General features: G+C 47.4%; 17 protein-coding genes. 5 read left to right on the forward strand and 12 right to left on the reverse strand.

What is annotated here, in order from left to right:
• Positions 1-158: 158 nt before the first annotated feature.
• Both GM612_RS09340 and GM612_RS09345 read left to right on the forward strand, forming a co-directional pair.
• Entirely contained in the window at positions 159-1,520 is a 1,362-nt protein-coding gene (locus tag GM612_RS09340; RefSeq protein WP_155432113.1) for a hemolysin family protein, read from the forward strand.
• A gap of 265 nt (positions 1,521-1,785) precedes the next feature.
• A complete protein-coding gene (locus GM612_RS09345) occupies positions 1,786-2,676 on the forward strand; it encodes a prenyltransferase (RefSeq protein WP_155432114.1) in 891 nt (296 codons plus the stop codon).
• Positions 2,677-2,907: 231 nt separating this feature from the next.
• On the opposite strand, the gene GM612_RS09350 is transcribed toward GM612_RS09345, so the two are convergent.
• Positions 2,908-4,350, reverse strand: a complete 1,443-nt coding sequence (locus GM612_RS09350; RefSeq protein WP_155432115.1) for an aminotransferase-like domain-containing protein — start codon at positions 4,348-4,350, stop codon at positions 2,908-2,910.
• 36 nt (positions 4,351-4,386) lie between these two features.
• Between GM612_RS09350 and GM612_RS09355 the strand changes: the two genes are divergently transcribed.
• A complete protein-coding gene (locus GM612_RS09355; protein WP_155432116.1) occupies positions 4,387-5,004 on the forward strand; it encodes a LysE/ArgO family amino acid transporter in 618 nt (205 codons plus the stop codon).
• 1 nt (position 5,005) lies between these two features.
• On the opposite strand, the gene GM612_RS09360 is transcribed toward GM612_RS09355, so the two are convergent.
• A complete protein-coding gene (locus GM612_RS09360) occupies positions 5,006-5,581 on the reverse strand; it encodes a TetR/AcrR family transcriptional regulator (RefSeq protein WP_155432117.1) in 576 nt (191 codons plus the stop codon).
• A gap of 390 nt (positions 5,582-5,971) precedes the next feature.
• Between GM612_RS09360 and nrdI the strand changes: the two genes are divergently transcribed.
• Together nrdI and GM612_RS09370 are read left to right on the forward strand one after the other, a co-directional pair.
• Entirely contained in the window at positions 5,972-6,439 is a 468-nt protein-coding gene (gene nrdI, locus GM612_RS09365) for a class Ib ribonucleoside-diphosphate reductase assembly flavoprotein NrdI (protein WP_155432118.1), read from the forward strand.
• Between the two features lie 16 nt (positions 6,440-6,455).
• A complete protein-coding gene (locus tag GM612_RS09370) occupies positions 6,456-7,205 on the forward strand; it encodes a nitroreductase family protein (protein ID WP_155432119.1) in 750 nt (249 codons plus the stop codon).
• A gap of 118 nt (positions 7,206-7,323) precedes the next feature.
• On the opposite strand, the gene GM612_RS09375 is transcribed toward GM612_RS09370, so the two are convergent.
• The 10 genes from GM612_RS09375 to folP form a co-directional block, all read right to left on the reverse strand.
• Positions 7,324-8,487 carry an MDR family MFS transporter gene (locus GM612_RS09375; protein ID WP_155432120.1) on the reverse strand — a complete coding sequence of 388 codons (1,164 nt, stop codon included), beginning with the start codon at positions 8,485-8,487 and terminating at the stop codon, positions 7,324-7,326.
• A gap of 11 nt (positions 8,488-8,498) precedes the next feature.
• Positions 8,499-9,521, reverse strand: coding sequence for a zinc-binding alcohol dehydrogenase family protein (locus GM612_RS09380; RefSeq protein WP_155432121.1), 1,023 nt, complete (start codon positions 9,519-9,521; stop codon positions 8,499-8,501).
• 293 nt (positions 9,522-9,814) lie between these two features.
• Positions 9,815-10,600 (reverse strand): Ig-like domain-containing protein, encoded by a 786-nt coding sequence (locus GM612_RS09385; protein ID WP_155432122.1) that lies wholly within the window; start codon positions 10,598-10,600, stop codon positions 9,815-9,817.
• A 290-nt stretch (positions 10,601-10,890) separates the two neighbouring features.
• On the reverse strand, positions 10,891-11,142 hold the full coding sequence (locus tag GM612_RS09390; RefSeq protein WP_155432123.1) for a hypothetical protein: 252 nt from the start codon (positions 11,140-11,142) through the stop codon (positions 10,891-10,893).
• Between the two features lie 12 nt (positions 11,143-11,154).
• The gene (locus GM612_RS09395) at positions 11,155-11,676 is read right to left on the reverse strand and encodes a shikimate kinase (RefSeq protein ID WP_155432124.1); all 522 of its coding nucleotides are present in this window, start codon (positions 11,674-11,676) and stop codon (positions 11,155-11,157) included.
• Positions 11,677-11,703: 27 nt separating this feature from the next.
• Positions 11,704-12,573, reverse strand: a complete 870-nt coding sequence (locus GM612_RS09400) for a prephenate dehydrogenase (RefSeq protein WP_155432125.1) — start codon at positions 12,571-12,573, stop codon at positions 11,704-11,706.
• A gap of 10 nt (positions 12,574-12,583) precedes the next feature.
• Positions 12,584-13,873 (reverse strand): 3-phosphoshikimate 1-carboxyvinyltransferase, encoded by a 1,290-nt coding sequence (aroA, locus tag GM612_RS09405; protein ID WP_155432126.1) that lies wholly within the window; start codon positions 13,871-13,873, stop codon positions 12,584-12,586.
• Between the two features lie 15 nt (positions 13,874-13,888).
• Entirely contained in the window at positions 13,889-15,055 is a 1,167-nt protein-coding gene (gene aroC / locus GM612_RS09410; RefSeq protein ID WP_155432127.1) for a chorismate synthase, read from the reverse strand.
• 38 nt (positions 15,056-15,093) lie between these two features.
• On the reverse strand, positions 15,094-15,417 hold the full coding sequence (locus tag GM612_RS09415; protein ID WP_246147693.1) for a chorismate mutase: 324 nt from the start codon (positions 15,415-15,417) through the stop codon (positions 15,094-15,096).
• A 434-nt stretch (positions 15,418-15,851) separates the two neighbouring features.
• Positions 15,852-16,997: a dihydropteroate synthase gene (gene folP / locus GM612_RS09420; protein ID WP_155432128.1), complete on the reverse strand. Its 1,146-nt coding sequence runs from the start codon at positions 16,995-16,997 to the stop codon at positions 15,852-15,854.

Here is a 16,997-nt window from a genome sequence, read left to right on the forward strand (position 1 = left end):
GATGAAAGTTGCACCCTTGTACTTTCCTGATACGTACTGATAATCCCTTGTAAATTGGTATCAATATCTCCTGAAACCCTTAAAATCACCCTTGTTTAGCTGTATAATGAAAGGTAAACTTTTAATTTGATTTTACTTACGAAATGAGGAATGAATTCTTGGATAGTGGTCAGATAATTATCAACTTGATTGTCATATTAATCACTTTCTGTTTTGCGGCGTTTTTTGTTGCCTGCGAATTTGCTTTGGTTCAATCCCGACCTAGCGCCATCGAAGAGGCCCTCGAGAACGGTGAAGGTTCAAAGAATCGGCTGAAGCGATCATTAAAAATGGTAACGAACCTCAACGAATACCTGTCAACGACTCAGGTTGGGGTTTCCGTTGCCGGCATTATTTTAGGTTGGCTCGGTGAGTCAACCTTATCTGCCATTTTATTTGATCTCATGGACATCACGCACACCAATCCCGGTGGCACAACGGCCCATGCAATCGGTGCAGTGATCGGAGTCTTACTGCTGACCTACTTAGAAGTGGTCTTCACTGAAATTGTGCCGAAGAATATCTCGATTGATATGCCATTAAAAGTGTTGCGCTACATTACAACACCACTGCATTACTTCCACATTCTGTTCTACCCGTTTGTCTGGTTATTGAACGTGTCAGCTAACGGGATCGTTAAGATGTTAGGTCTGCCAGTTGCAAATGAAAGCGACGAGGTGCTTTCTCAAGCAGAGATCTTGAGCCTATCTCGAAACGCCGTTGAAGGCGGTGAGCTGGAGAAAAACGACTACGTTTATATGCAACGGGCGTTTGAGTTAAACGATAAGGTTGCTAAGGACATTATGATCGACCGGACAGCGTTGATTGTGATTGACATTACGGCAACGGTCAAAACAGCCATCAACATGTATTTGCAAGAAAAATTCTCGCGCTTACCCGTTGTGGCGGACGGTGACAAGGATAAGATCTTGGGCTACGTCTACAATTACGATTTGATCCGACAGCAGCAAGTTGACCCCACGATCCACATCGATCGCTTATTGCGAAACATCTCCACGACCCCTGAATCAACACCGATCACGGAAGTGCTTTCCCAAATGATCCACAAGCGTACACCAATCGTTGTCGTGGTTGACGAGTATGGCGGGACCTCAGGAATTATTACCGATAAAGATATTTATGAAGAATTGTTTGGTACCGTTCGAGATGAAATTGACGATGCTTCTAACGAGGACATCTTTAAACAACCAAACGGCACCTATCAAGTCAGCGGCAAGATGACCACCTACGATTTCGAACGTTACTTTGACGTTGATATTAAAGAGTTCGAAACTAATGACGTGGTTACCCTTTCCGGTTCAATTCTGGATAACCACCCGGATTTGAAACAGGGAAGCGTTTTGCACATTGAGAACTTTGACTTTAAAGTTTTAAATTATGAAAATTCGTTCATCAACTGGTTTGAAGTAACGGTAAACGAACCGGTTCCAACCGAGGATGAAGAAGACGAAGAAGATTAACGGTGACGAGAGGGTGGCAAAACACGCTTACATCACTGAATAGCAATGCAAAAGGTGGATCCCTTGAACTAAATCGGGGATCCATTTTTGTATTGCAAAAATTGGGTCTGGGTTTTGACCCAGATTTTAAGCTAGAAAGTAGTCTAAAATCATTGATATTCTCCGTTTTGTACATTTTTTTAGGTTCAGACCACTACCCAATTTTTACGGGTTAAAGTACAATAATAGGGACAATTCATTCCGATTACTTTGGAGGCTTAGAAACATGACTGTCATTGATAAAGCAAGCGCGTTAGTGCAGAGTAAATCAACCGTTACTTCTATTATGCCCTGCCTGCTAGGAATTTTATTTGCGGCAAGTTACTACCATTCGTTTATCTGGCTCAACAGCTTAATGATCCTGATAGCTGTGGTGGCCTTCCATCTCGCGGTCAACGCCCATAATCAGTACAAGGACTATGAACGGTTTCACGACCAGGATAGCCACAACAATATCTTGAAGAACTTTAAGATTACGCCACTTCAGGCACAAACGACCATTATTAGTCTGACACTGTTCTCAGCCGTCTTAGGACTAACATTGGTTTACCGCACCGGCCTACCCGTCCTCTGGGTGGGGATCGCCAGTTTTGCGGTTGGTTATTTTTACTCTGGCGGTCCCTATCCAATTTCGAAAACACCATATGGTGAGGCTTTTTCAGGACTGACAATGGGCTATAACATTACTTTCCTGGCCACCTACGTTAACGTCTTCCAGCTTGCTAACCTTCAGGGACTCTGGTACAAAACACTAATCGTTGCCATTCCCGCAGTCTTCACCATCAGTAACATCATGTTGGCAAACAACATTGCCGACCGCAAAGAAGACCTGAATCTGGGCCGGAAAACTCTCGTTTATTACTGGGGCAAACAGGGCGCCCTGCTCCTATGGCAGCTCAGCTTTGTCATGGCTTACGTGGGCGTGATTCTTGCCGCTATCATGCGCTTACTGCCACTTTGGACACTGTTAGTACTCGTCACGATCCCAATCGTGTGGCGTAATACCGTGCGTTTCAGCAAGCGGCCTAAAAAGGAAACGACCTTTATTTATTCGATCATTAACGCGCAGCTGATCCTGATTGCAACGGTTGTTGGTGGCGCAATTTCCTTCATTTAATCGATTATGAGCTTACAAGTCAGGTTGAACTAATGACCTCGTCTCTTAATCTAGCTATCAACTCTTCTAATCGCGCGTAAATCAGATCCAATATTAAAACACGATAACTGACAAACTTCCACTGCGGAAACTTATCGGTTATCGTATTTTTTTGAAATGCCATCTTATTTGGTTGGCTTTAAAATTCAAATTTGGCTGATATCAATGACGGGATAAGCCGCTAAAATAAACCTATTCTTTCGAAAGTTGTGCTCGAATAAACCGACTAATTTGTTTAATGCCTGCTGCAAACTGGCTTTCGGTTTCAAATGCATATGAGAGGCGAACGTTGTGCTGAGCTCCGCTGCCGTATACCGAGCCAGGATTTAAAACAATGCCGTTTTGATCAGCCTGGTCAAATAACTGCTGAACGTTAACGGCAGGATCCAGTGTCAGCCAGATGTAGAACCCGCCGGCTGGCTTTTGCCAAGTTGCCACCTGACCGAGCTCAGACTCAAGCACCGATAACGCGCTATCTCGACGTAATTTCAACTTCTGTCGAACCGTCTCCAGATAGCGGTCGTAATCAGGGTCGTTCAAAACCTCAGTCAAAACCATTTGGGACACGGAACTGGCACCATAATCAGTCTGCATTTTCACGTCCGCCAAGCGCTTAATAATCGATTGTGGTCCAACAATCCAACCGATGCGCATTCCCGGTGCTAGCGACTTGGAAATACTGCCCAGATAAAGAACGTTACCGGACTTATCGAGTGCCTTCAACGGCTGCGGTGGCCGCTCGTCCAACCACAGATCCTGATAGGCGGAATCTTCGATAATGGGAAGCCGCCGTTCTTGAGCATACTGGATCAGATCAGCACGCCGCTGCTGGCTCATCACACCGCCCGCTGGATTATCAAACGTTGGGATCACGTACAGCAGCCGCTGTCCCTCACCGGCAGTAATGTGCCAATATTGAAGACCCTGACGATCCGTTGGCAGCGATTTGAACTGTGCATGCACCGACTGCAAGACCCGCAACGATTTGAGATAGCTGGCTGGTGTCGTGTAGACCGTTGCACCATCCGCTAACAGGGAAACGGCGATCAACTGCAGGGATTGCAGGGAACCCGAAGTGATCAGCACACTGTCAGCACTGGTCTGAATATCCCATTTAGCGAGCCGTTCGGCAATGATCTGACGCAACGCCAGAGATCCCATGGGCGGTAAATAGTTCATGCTGGTCAACTTGGTGCTTGCTTGCAACATGGCGTGCTGCATCAGCTCTACCGGAAAAATATCCGGTCCCAGTTCACCGGTGCTCAACCGGATGCGGGCCTGCGTCTCGACTTTGTTGATGCGCTGAATCGTGGCCTGATTTGCCACAAATTCGCCCGAATCAATGAAGTCTTGCCAGTCGACCGGCTGATGCATCATCGTTGACCAACTGTTACTAGCGATTCGGGTGCCGCCGCCAAATGCAGTGGTCAGCACGCCATCCGCCAGTAAAATGGTCATCGCTTTGGCAACGGTACTACGGTTCACATGGAACTGGGACGCCAGTTGCCGCTGCGATGGCAATTGGGCATTGATTGGCCAGTCACCGCGCTGAATATGCGAGATGCAGGTATTAATAATTTGTTGGTAGACTGGAATTTTACTGGTGGCATCTGGTTGCCAGTTAACTTCGATCATCAAAACACCTTCTTTCGATTTCTAGGGAGTTTTAATATGTTCAACTTACTCAAAGGCCTCTTATTTGGCCTCGCCTATGTCGCTCCGATCGGCATGCAAAATTTATATGTAATTAATACGGCGCTGGAACAACCCAAGCGCCGCGCCTACCTCATCTGTGCAATTGTCATTTTCTTTGATATCAGTCTGTCATTAGCCTGCTTTTTTGGCGTTGGTCAGCTCCTGACAACCTGGCCGCTCTTAAAGCTGATCCTGTTCGCTGGTGGCGGTGCCTTCATCGCCATTCTGGGCTGGCAACTTATCCGTTCAACCACCACGCCGCTGGACGTCGCCAGCCCCAAAACGGCATTTAAATACCGTACCGCGATCATGGCCGCCTTTGCCATCGCCTGGCTTAACCCACAAGCCATCTTAGACGGTACGTTGCTTTTAGGGGCGTTTCGGGCGTCACTGCCAGGTCTCAGCGGTGACTTATTCGTTGGTGGCGTTGCCATTTCTTCCTTCGTTTGGTTTACCAGCCTCACCACCATCGTGAGCCTATTACGTTCACAGTTAAACCCGAAAGTCCTGATGTGGATCAACCGCGTCTGTGGCGTCGTGATGCTAGGCTACGCCGTCAAACTACTCAGTAACCTAGTCCAGGCGCTACTCTAAATTACAATCCCTTAGTTGGGTTCAGCACAAACTCCTGCAGGCGGTCACCAAACTGGATCACGGAGTCGTTTTTGCCGTTTCGCAACTGCCACAGCAAGAACAGCATCACGTTACTGGCGTACAGGTCACTTAGATAATCTAGTGGCAAATCAATCTCATTGGGTAAGTCGACATGCTGAAAATACGTGTAGGCCGTTGACCGCAAAATTTGTCGGAAATTGCGCTCCAGATCGGCTGTTTCGGTATGAATGTCAAATAACTGCAGCAGGATCTCGCGATACTGCGTTAATGCCACAATCAAAACTTTGACCGTATTAGAGCCAATTTCTGGCGTATGGATCTTGAAGCGCTGGTTCACGATACCCCGAAAAACTTCGGTATACTCCGTCACCAACTTTTCAAGCAGGTCGTATTTATCATAATAGTGGCTGTAAAATGTCGACCGGCCAATCCGAGCACGTCGGCTGATATCTTGGACAGTCATGGCTTTAAAACCCTTTTCTTTTAAAAGCGAAAAGAAAGCCTTGGTAATTTGCTCGTTAGTTCTTCGAACCCGTAGATCTTGTTTTTCAGACATTTTTTCACCTCTAGTTTCTCTTTCTTCTGTTTATTTAAATTCGTGTTGCATTCGCCTTAATCCTCAAATTGCAGGATCACGTGGCCTAGCGGCGACTTCGTTGTTAAAATACAGTACTGGTCACAACAAAAAGTGACACCTCCCGAAACAAAAAAGCAGCCTGATAGATCCAGGCAACGCCTTCAAATCAGCGTTATCAAAAAATAATGCCATATAACCAATGCCATAATCCCTTAAACCGCACTCCACAACTTATGTAAAGATGCTCAAATAAACTGGGAACCCACCATATTTCGACAACCTATAATGAAATTGTAACACTATCCGTGCTATCATAAAGTATCAACTACACAACATCTACCAATTTATCGGTTATTCGGAGGAAAAAACATGGACCCAATGCGTATTTTATTTATTTCAATCGAAGGTAATACCCGCAGCTTTGTTGAACACCTAACGCACTACGCGATGGCACAGCACATTAAAAATAAGGGCTTACCAGAAATCGTATCAACAGAGATTTCAGAACAAACTGACTTTACCGATGAAACGAAACCGTATTTCTGCTTTGTGCCGACCTATCTGGACGGCGGTAATGGCATCGATAACGGTGTCAAAGAACTGATGACTAATGTCATGGGCGAATACATCGACTATCACGACAACGCCAAACAACTGATTGGAATCGTTGGCAGCGGTAACAAGAACTTTAATGAACAGTACTGCTTGACCGCACGTCGTTATAGTGAAAAGTTTGACGCACCATTCATTGATAATTACGAACTTCGCGGTGTCCCCGCCGACGAAGCACGGGTGTACAAAAAAATGGTCGAACGCGTGCAGCTGTTAAACATGTAACAAAGGAGACGAGAGTTTGAGCGAGGATATTTTATCTGTTTTAAATCATCACAGAAGCGTCCGTCAGTTTGATGGCCAGTCACTGACTAATGCCGAAGTTACCACGCTGGTTACCGCAGCCCAACATGCAGCAACCAGTACTTTTTCACAGCAGTACAGCATCATCAGCATCACTGACCAGGACCTGAAGCACGAAATCGGTGAGATCACTGGTCATCACTGGGTGGAAAATAGCGGCCATTATTTCTTGATGATTGCTGACCAGCACCGAAACCTAGCAATTGCTCAAGCGGCTAACGCAGATACCAGTGTCTTACGGTCGTTTGATAAGTTCATGGCAAGTGTCTTCGACGCTGCCATTGCCACCGAGGCCATTGTCACAGCTGGCGAAGCCATTGGACTTGGCAGTACTATTATGGGGAGCATTTTGAACAACACGCAACGGCTCATCGACCTACTGCATTTACCAGAACTGACATTTCCCTTGTTGGGCATTGCGGTCGGTCATCCCGCTGAAAAACCAGATTTGAAACCCCGGCTGCCACAAGCCTTGATGCATTTTACCAACCAGTACATCTGGCCTGATGATTTCGCCGTTGAATTGGAACGTTACAACGCCACTACAGCAGATTACTATGCCAGTCGTAACAGCAACTTGAAACAAATGACGTTTAGCCGACACATCATTGGCGAACTGAGCCGCGACCCGAATCTGCGAGCCGAGCTGGTGCAAGTGATCAAACAGCAGGGATTCAACCTGGATTGAGTGTCAGCAATTTAATTCTCAAAAGGCAGTCGGAACCTTTTTAAATAAATGATAAATAGGTGACTTTCCAAAGTTCAGGAAAGTCACCTATTTAGGTTGCAACAGGCCCAGTCAAACATTACTGGTGGCTGCGCTGAAAATTTCCCAGTATCACGAGGCCAAGCGCCAAAAGCATCGCAATCGTCACACTTAAGAAGAGTGCTCGATAATTAAAGTAGTCGATCATTAAGCCGCCGAACAACGGCCCAGCAGCACGACCCAGTGAAATGGCAACATTATACATTCCCTGGTATTTACCCTTTCGGCCGTTTGCTGCTAAACTATCCACCCAAGCGGGCAGTCCCGGGAAACCAATCATTTCACCAACCGTCAAAATTACCATGATAATGATAAATGCACTGTACTGGCTGGCAAAGATCAGCAGGAAAAACGACAGGGCAAAAATCGACACCCCTAGGCCCACCTGCGTTGCCAGCTTATGACTCGCAAATATCCGGTTCATTAGTGGCTGGCCAAAAACGATCAAAAAACCGTTCAACGTCCATAACAGGCTGTAATCTCGAAACGGAATGTTCAGGTTCGTCATGTGAACTGAAAGGACACTTTCCCACAACGAATAGCTGGCATAAAGGGTGAAGACCATCAAACAGATCAGCCAGATCACGCGTAAGTTAAGCTTGGGGACGATACCATCACCCTGATAGCCATTATGGCCCACGCGGACCTCGACTTTGAACTCGGTCACCATCAAGACAAATAGTAGGACGTAACAAAGGCTAGTTACCGCCAAGACTACGGTGATGCCGAAATCATCCAACAGGTAACCAACGAGCAGCGTTCCTATGACGACACCAACGTTTAAGGCAATGTACATTGAGTTAAAAACCTGCCTAGTGGTGTGTGATTTGATGGTCGCCGCAAACGAATTACCGACTGTCAGACTAATACCGTCACCAAAACCAACGACAAATAACATCAGTGCGAAAACTGGCCAGCTGTGATAAAAGATCAGCACCAGCATCGCCATCAGAGACATGCCGGCGCCCAGGATGCCCGTTCGGTATGGTGACCAGCGATCGAATAAGAGACCGCCGACATAGTTGCCAACCATCATCAAAAGTGACATGATCAGCAAAACCGTTCCGGCCGTCGTGAGTGACTTACCCAAGTATTTATTCAAATAAACTGTAATCAGGGGCCACATAAACGCCGCGCCCGCGTTCAACATCAACGTGGCCACGAACAGCGATGGTAACCGAATTTCCTTTTTAGTGGCTATCATCTCAGCACGCTTCAATCCGTGACCGGTGCGTTAAAGCCACCGGTCAACACAAGTTTGCCGTGCACCTGACCCCGACTGACTAAGTCGTACGCCTGCTTAAGGCTGGCAGCATTAATACCACCCGTTAAGGCCTGTGTCAGCGTGGGGGTCAAAACACCCTGGTCTAGAAGTCGGGCAATTAATTGGAGCGTCTTCCCCTGACTATTCACGTTATAATCAGCGTCACTCTTAGTAAACATATACTCCCAATCAAAACTGGCAGCCTTATTTTTAATTTTGTATAATGGCAAATCAGCAGAACTACCAACAATTGAGCCAATATGTCCAAATGGCCTGATCAGTTCAGCAGCCACGTCAAAGTAATCTTCCGGCGCGTAAAGGATCGCAACTGCATCGAGGCCATCGTAGCCTAGGTCGCGAACCTGGACCAGCAGATCCTCATGATAATCAAGCGGGTAGTCCACTTGGTTATGTTTTAACCAGTCAAAGTTCTTTGGACTGCTGGTGGCCAGTACCGTCAACCCCGCCCAGTGCGCAAGCTGTGCCATTATGGAACCGACCCCACCAGCACCATTGATAATGAGTAACGTCCGTCGCTGATTCTGATTAGCTTTGCCCACAAACTGCATTTTTTCAAATAGCAGCTCATAGGCCGTCAAACTAGTAAGCGGCATAGCCGCAATTTCTGCTTCAGTCAGTGACCGGGGAGCCAAACTGGCCAGTCGCTCATCCACCAGTTGATATTCTTCGTTAGCACCCGCCATTTGAGTCGAACCAGCATAATAGATCTGGTCACCAACTCTAAACTTGGTCACTTCTTCGCCCGTCTCAACGACCGTCCCCACTGCATCGTAGCCCAGGATCTTCGGTGCCATTTTGGGTGTGACTGTCTCTTTTAACTTGGTATCTACCGGATTCACTGAAACGGCACCAACCTGCACCAGCACCTGATTGGAACTGGCACTTGGCTTCGGCAGCGTCAGGTCAGTTAATTGATGATTGGCATTTACGCCGATTGCTTTCATAGTCGTCATGCGAGCACCTCCATGGTTAGTTTGTTAGCTTCATTGTAACAGACCAATTGCCGGACGCAAACCGAAATACCATCTACGCTACTGCCCTTAGCGTCCTTATTTATCAGCTCAAAGACGTTCCAATTTCGCTCCAGTGCAGTGAATCGTTTGAACGAACAAGGGCAGCTGTGACAAAATACAGATTCTTGCTAAGTATGCAAATAGCGTCGTAGGTTCCAATCAGGATTCCACGACGCTATTGACTTACATTCTAGGGTCAAAGCGAGCTTCGCCCACTCTCCTCTAAATGCAATTTATTGTAATTTATAAGTGTAGTTAGCAGCTGGTGCCTTGCCAACAGAACTCTTGATCGCTTGGTTCTTGCTGTTAACAATGTGGAAGGTGCTCTTTGAAGTAAAGCGCATGTAGAACGTCGATTTAGCGCCACCCTTGGCTTTCACATTGATCTTCCAGAACGTTGGTGTCTTAGCATCTACGCTATAAGAGGCATTCCGAAGTGGATGAGCAGTCTTCTTACCATAGTAAACGTACTCGTTCAAGCCCGTTTTTTGGCTGAAGGAATACTTGATTGACCAGCCTTTATAGCTGTTTGACTTCCACGAACCGGTTGGTGTTGAAATCTTAAAACTAGCGGCTGAAGACTTCTTGGTTGAACTGGTCTTTTTAGTCGTTGATGTCTTACTGGTTGTCTTCTTGGTAGTGGTCGTCGTCTTAGTAGCTGGCGACTTAACGGTCATAATGCGGTAGAAATACCGTTTTGTTGAAGAGTTACGCGCGTAAACATAAAGCTTAGTGTTCTGCTTTTGCTTAGGAATCTTAACGCTGTAAGCACCAGTGGTCTTCGAAGCAGTCCCAGTGGCAATCACTTTCTTCTTCGAACTTTCAACAATGATCCGTACGCCCTTTGAGGCTTTACCAGTGACCTTAGTTGAAGTGGTATAAATATTATTGATCGACAGGCTTGGACTTCCTGCCGCAACCGTCGTCTTGGCGGAAGCGGTAGTCTGATTGACCATGCCGGCGCCCACAAAGCCTAATGCTGCAACTAAACTGGCCGTTAAAACAGCTATTTTTTTCATTATAAATCTCTCCCTTATAGTGTCTGTAAAAAATATCTCAGACTTAATCAGCAAGATTGAGTATAACCCGCCAAACCTTAGGATGCTAGTCTATTTGACGAAGTTTTAGCACTTTTTAATTTATGCGCCATTAAGCATGTGTTTTTAGATTCAGTTTAGGTAAGGGGGCGCTTTTTATGCGCCTATCTTTAAGTGAAACACCGCTTCAATAAAAAGGACTGCCAAATCCCCTAATTCAAGCAATTCTGCAGTCACATTCAAGCTATTAAATTGATCTGCACACGGCCTGCTTACTCGGTTAATGCCATTCGGTATTCACGGCCGTTAGCCTCAAAGGGTTTCGAAAGGAGCTGATCGGGTTCAAAATACACTTCAATTTTTTGATAGACTTTACCCTTTGCGTCCACCAATTCTAAGTGAACACCATACTGGTCGACCCGAAACGGGCTCTTATTTATCAGGTAATTGATTCCCGTACCATCTCGATAACGCTGATGAACCATCTTATCCAGCCGCCGTAGCGGAATGCTGATCAGTTCCATCTTTGATCCCACCTAAACAACGTCACGGCCTTGCAGCACACTGATATGAGCCAAAATGGCATCCACCACTTGTGCAGGCGTCAGGTCGTCCGTTTCGATTTCAATGTCGCTAACGTCATGATACCGCGAATCACGTTTAGATTTAAGCCCAATTAAGCCGTTTAAACCTAACTCCTTCACTAGGGGTCGCTGATTGTCGTCAGCTAGGCGTGCTAGAATTGTTTCTGGCTTAACGTTCAGCAAGATCACCGGTACTTCACTGTCACGCAAGAGGTCATAATTAGCAGGCTGAATTGGCGTCCCACCGCCCGTCGACAGGATCCCCGCCGTGTTCAGTGCCTCCTTCAAAACATCGTGTTCCAACTTGCGAAATGCTGCTTCACCGCTATCGTCAAAAATTTGCTGAATGGTTTTTCCTGCCCGTTCAACGATCACGTCGTCTAGATCACGATGCTCAGTATGTAATCGTTCGGCCAGCAGTTGACCAACAGTGGTCTTACCACTGCCCATGAATCCGACTAATATCGCTTTCATAAGGTTTATCTCCCGTCAATTAAAGTTTTACTTTCCCCTCGAGTCATCGTGATCTAATTGTTCACGAATTGCTTTAGCGCGTTCAAAAAAGTGGCGGATCTGATCAGCATCTCGAGACTTAATAGCGGCTTGAATCAGTTTCAACTGGTCAATATAGGTCGTCAGTTGATCACTGATGACGTCCGCATTACTCAGCATAATGGCCGTCCACATTCTTGGGTCAGACGCTGCAATTCGGGTCGTACTTTTAAAGCCACCGGCAGCGGCACTCAAACCGACTGGATCATGACGTAATTGCTGTGCAGCTGTATTTACCAAGTTAGCAGCCAGCACGTGTGGAACGTGACTGATTGAACTGACCAACGCATCGTGTTCAGCCGCTGAAACGGTGGTCCAGCGTAAATCAGCGGTAGCTAGCAGCGCTTGAAACGACTTTGTTTGGGCCGTCGTCTGGGTACCGTTCACTAGGAAGTAAGTCGCGTGGTCAAATAGATGCTTACGTCCGGCGTGTGCCCCAGTCTGGTGGGAACCGGCCATGGGATGACCGCCCATAAATGCAATTTGCCGGTTCTCCAAGTCCTTCGCTGCAGCCATCACCTGTGTTTTAGAACTACCAACATCGGTGACCAGTACGTTGGGCTTCAATAAAACGTTCGCTAATTGCTTTAGTTGCTTAATAATTACTGAAACGGGACCAGCAAGAAGAATGATATCAGCTCGATTGGCTGCATCTAACAGCGTCACGCGTTCATCAATAATTCCCTGGTCCAGCAGAAACTGGGCTGTATCGTCGTTTGGATCATCACCAAGAAGGGTCAACTCGGCAGCGCTTTGTTTCATCACGCGTGCCATTGAGCTACCAATCAAGCCCAAACCGCTGATCAATATCGTTGTCATCCCACTCACCTCACTGCAGTAATTTGTCTAGGTCATCAAAGAATTCTGGGTAGGAGATGCGGACGCTGTCAGCACCCTTTAACTTTAGCGGAGATTGCACTAGCAGCGCCGCAATACTTAAGACCATACCGATTCGATGATCGTCGTGTGCGTCTAACACGGGATCTTCTACGTGCCACGGTTGACGGCCATCAATGATAAAGCCGTCTGGTTGCTCCTCAATAGCAATGCCAAGCTTTTTGAATTCCGTCACAATGGCACTGATCCGATCCGTTTCCTTGACCCGCAGTTCTTCCGCGCCTGAAATGTGACTGACGCCATCAGCTTTAGCTGCCAGCAGCGCCACTAATGGCAGTTCATCAATCACTGCTGGAATCTGTGCTTTACCAATATCGATTGGTTTTAAACGAGCCGGTTGAATCGTCAGATCGCCAATCGGTTCACCCGTCGTCGGTTCCGTTTGAATACTGATAGCACCGCCCATTTCACGTAAGATATTCAACAGCCCCGTCCGTGTCTCATTGAGCCCAACGTCTTTTAAAGTGACTTGAGAACCGGGTACAAGACTGGCCGCCGTCATGAAAAATGCCGCTGAGGACATATCACCGGGAATCGTCATGGCTTGCCCCTTCAAGTGGGGTTGCGGCTGCACAGTGATCGTTACACCGTCAGCAGCAGTCGTGAGCTCACCGCCAAACGCCCGCAGCATCCGTTCAGTGTGGTCGCGTGTCGGCTGTATTTCCACTAACGTACTTGGGTGTCGCGCCTGTAGTGCGGCAAGAATCAGGGCACTTTTGACTTGGGCGCTAGCGACCTTCAGATGATAATTGACTGCTTGAAGCGGCTTACCACTGATTGTGACCGGTAAATGGCCATCCGTCGTCGTGATCTCAGCTCCCATTTGTGCCAGAGGTTCGCTGACTCTGCGCATCGGCCGTTTTGACAGCGACGCATCACCAATCAGCGTTGAACTAAAGTTTTGCCCGGCCAGCAAGCCCATAATCAGGCGCGTTGTGGTGCCAGAATTACCCATATCAAGAGCTTTGCTGCTAGCCTTTAAGCCGTGTAACCCAACGCCATGGACCGTGACCGTTGTTCCTGTCCGTTCAATGGGCACACCGAGTTGCTGGAAGGCCGCCAACGTCGACAAACAGTCGGCTGAGGTCAGAAAATGAGTCAGCGTAGTTATGCCCTCACTGATTGCGCCGAGCATAATACCGCGATGAGAAATACTTTTATCACCGGGGACTACAAGTTCACCGTGTAATCCGCCTGCTGGTTTACCCTTTAAAGCTCTCATGTATTTGCCTCACTCCTAATAGTTTTTAAACGCTTCTCGATAATCTTTTAACTGGGCTAATAACCGCTTCATGTTACTGCCATCAAACGTGTCGGTGATGGCCTTTGCCAGCTCGATAGCAACCACACTTTCGATCACGATCGAAGCCGGCACGATGGCGGTGGTGTCAGACCGCTCAACACTGGCCTTCTTAACTTCTTTAGTTTGAATGTCAACACTTTGTAACGGCTTGTAGAGCGTCGGAATTGGCTTCATAGCCGCTTTAACAATAATTGGCATACCATTAGTCATCCCACCTTCAAAACCGCCTAGATGGTCAGAATTGCGGGTAAATCCCGTTTGTGCGTCCCAGTCGATTTCATCCATAACCTGACTGCCAAAACTGGTTGCCGCCTTGAAGCCGTCACCAATCTCAACACCCTTCATCGCGTTGACACCCATTACCGCTGCAGCCAGTTTTGCGTCCAACTTGGTATCCCAGCTAATGTAACTGCCCAAGCCGGCGGGAACGTTAGTAGCTACCACGCGAATAATACCGCCCAGCGTGTCGCCATCCTTCTTAGTCTTGTCGATCAGCGCGTGGATCTGGTCGACTTTAGCGGGTTCCACGATTCGTAAATCATTTTGGGTGACCACCTGGTCGATTTTAGCCACATTCAGTGGTGCTTGATCATCAGCTTGAATGGCACCAACTTGCTGCACATAACCCACAATATCGATTCCCAGTTGCTGGAGGAACTGCTTTGAGATCGCACCGATCGCCACTCTCATGGCCGTTTCTCGGGCACTGGAACGCTCGAGGACGTTACGGAGATCCCGATGGTTGTATTTCATTCCTCCTACCAGATCGGCATGGCCTGGACGAGGCCGTTCAACGGTTCTCAGCGAGTTTTCGGGCGTTGGCGCCGCTGTTGGATCCATGATCTGGCTCCAGTGCGCATGGTCACGGTTATTCACCACCAGTGCGATGGGCGATCCCAACGTCTTTTTGTGACGAACACCGCCAACAATATTGACCACGTCATGTTCAATTTTCTGACGGCTACCACGGCCATACCCGCCTTGCCGAGCTGCTAACTGAGCGTTAATAGCGTCAATATCTAAGGTCAATCCGGCGGGTAATCCCTCGATAATGCCGGTCAACTGTGGTCCGTGTGATTCTCCTGCAGTTAAGTAATTCATTGTCATATTCCTCTCTCAAGTTAGTGGTGAACTGCGATTTAGTGGTTCGAATCGGTATTGGTTAGATGAGTCTGATAATCCCGGGAATTCTTCATGATGGTTTCAAAAATCTGGCGCATGTAAACGTGAGTCTCTGGATTAGGATCCTTATTAGTAACGCGGTCCAGTACCTGATCTTCACGTCCTTGATCCATAACGGGCAAGTCGGCAGACTGCTTAGCCTCGTTAACCTTTGTGACTGCGTCAAACCGCTGGGCTAATAGCTTCACGATCTGATCATCAATTTGATTGATCTGCTGACGGGCGGCTGCCAGTTCATTGGGTCGCCACGCGCCTGATGCATTATCCTTTGTTTCCATCATTATGATCACTCCTTATTTTAAGTACGAAAAAAGCCAGCTAGACGATCTAGCTGGCTCTCATTTGACCCTTTACGGCATCAATAACGGTCCAGCTAGGACTTTCACGTCTAGCTGGCACGACAAATTGACGGCATGCTTTAGACGCGAACGCGAGTGTGCTTGCGTCCGCATTCTAGCTGCGGACGCTAACTAAAGTAATAGCCGTTCCAATACGCATTAGCCTGTGTCAATTTTGTCGTCATCGTGATTGGTTCCCTTCTCGATTTGAATTGCTCTCATTAAAACATATTGAGAATTATTCGTCAATACTAATTTTCCCTTAATTCATTGATTTGCTAAATACAGTGCCAATAATCTGGCAACACTTTTTCATGATTTAGTTCACAAAAGCGTGTTTCACCATATAGCTGCCGGCGAACGGTTCCAAAAACAAACTAAACCAGCCAGTAGCCAGAATTAATTCGGTCAAGCAGCGTCACCATTTGCCGCGTTTCAGCCACATCGTGAACCCGAATGATTTTGCCGCCTTTTTGAATCATTTCGACCTCGCTCACTAACGTCATTGGCAGTCGGTCATCCTTCTTGAGGCCAAGTAAATTATGCAGATAGCCCTTACGCGATACAGCAACCATCATTGGCCGATTCAAATCGTTAAAGTGATCCGTATTATTCATGATCACGTAGTCCTGGTCATCATCTTGAACGTGATCATTGGCGTAACCAAGACCCTGGTCAATGGCGATCCGGTCGCGATCGATTCCAGCAGCCGTTAAAGCTGCCAGATTATTTTCAAAGAACCGGTGTGCTTCATCCGTCATAATTTCAAAGTTAAAATTGCGCCCGTTCAACATGGTCAACAGGCCCACGTTAGTTTTAGCCATCAAGGCTACTTTGGCCGGATCATCAGTGAAGCCATTGACATCGTTAATAATTGAAACACCAGCGTCAATCGCAGCTTTCATCACGGGCACCTTATAGGTATCAATCGCTAAAAGTGCATTTGGAAACTGCTTACGAATCGCCTCAACATAGGGTATCGTACGCTCCATTTCCACTTCTGGCGTGACTTCCTGGTAGCCCGGCCGCGTCGTTTGACCGTTGACTTCAATGACGTCAGCGCCGGCCGTCAGCATTTCATCCACGTGTGCCAGCACAGCATCCATCGTGGTATAGCGACCACCATCGTAAAATGAGTCTGGGGTGATATTCATGATAGCGTAAATCAGTGACGTATCACGAAGCTTAAAGCGTCGACCGGCAACTTGCCAGTCTAAATCGTGAGCCTGCAACACCTTAGCCAGTGCTTGAGACCCGCTGCGGTCATCAGCAAACCAATCCAGCCAATGCGTTGCTAAAAGTCGCAGCGCCGGCAGTGTCACTAAGCCAGTCATCCCATCCTCATCCACCGTCACCACAGCGTCCAGTTGGCGAAGCCGTTTCTCAAGCTCTGCCAATTGTGGCGCGTCAAGGCCGGTAAAATGCAGGGTGACTAGGCGTTGCTGCTGTGCAAGCTGGTAAACAGCCTGGCTTTGGAAATCATTGCTCTGACGAAATTGGTCAGTTATTTCTTGAATATGCAT

The sequence above is a fragment of the Secundilactobacillus folii genome, assembly GCF_009720675.1.
GTDB classification, from domain to species: Bacteria; Bacillota; Bacilli; order Lactobacillales; family Lactobacillaceae; genus Secundilactobacillus; species Secundilactobacillus folii.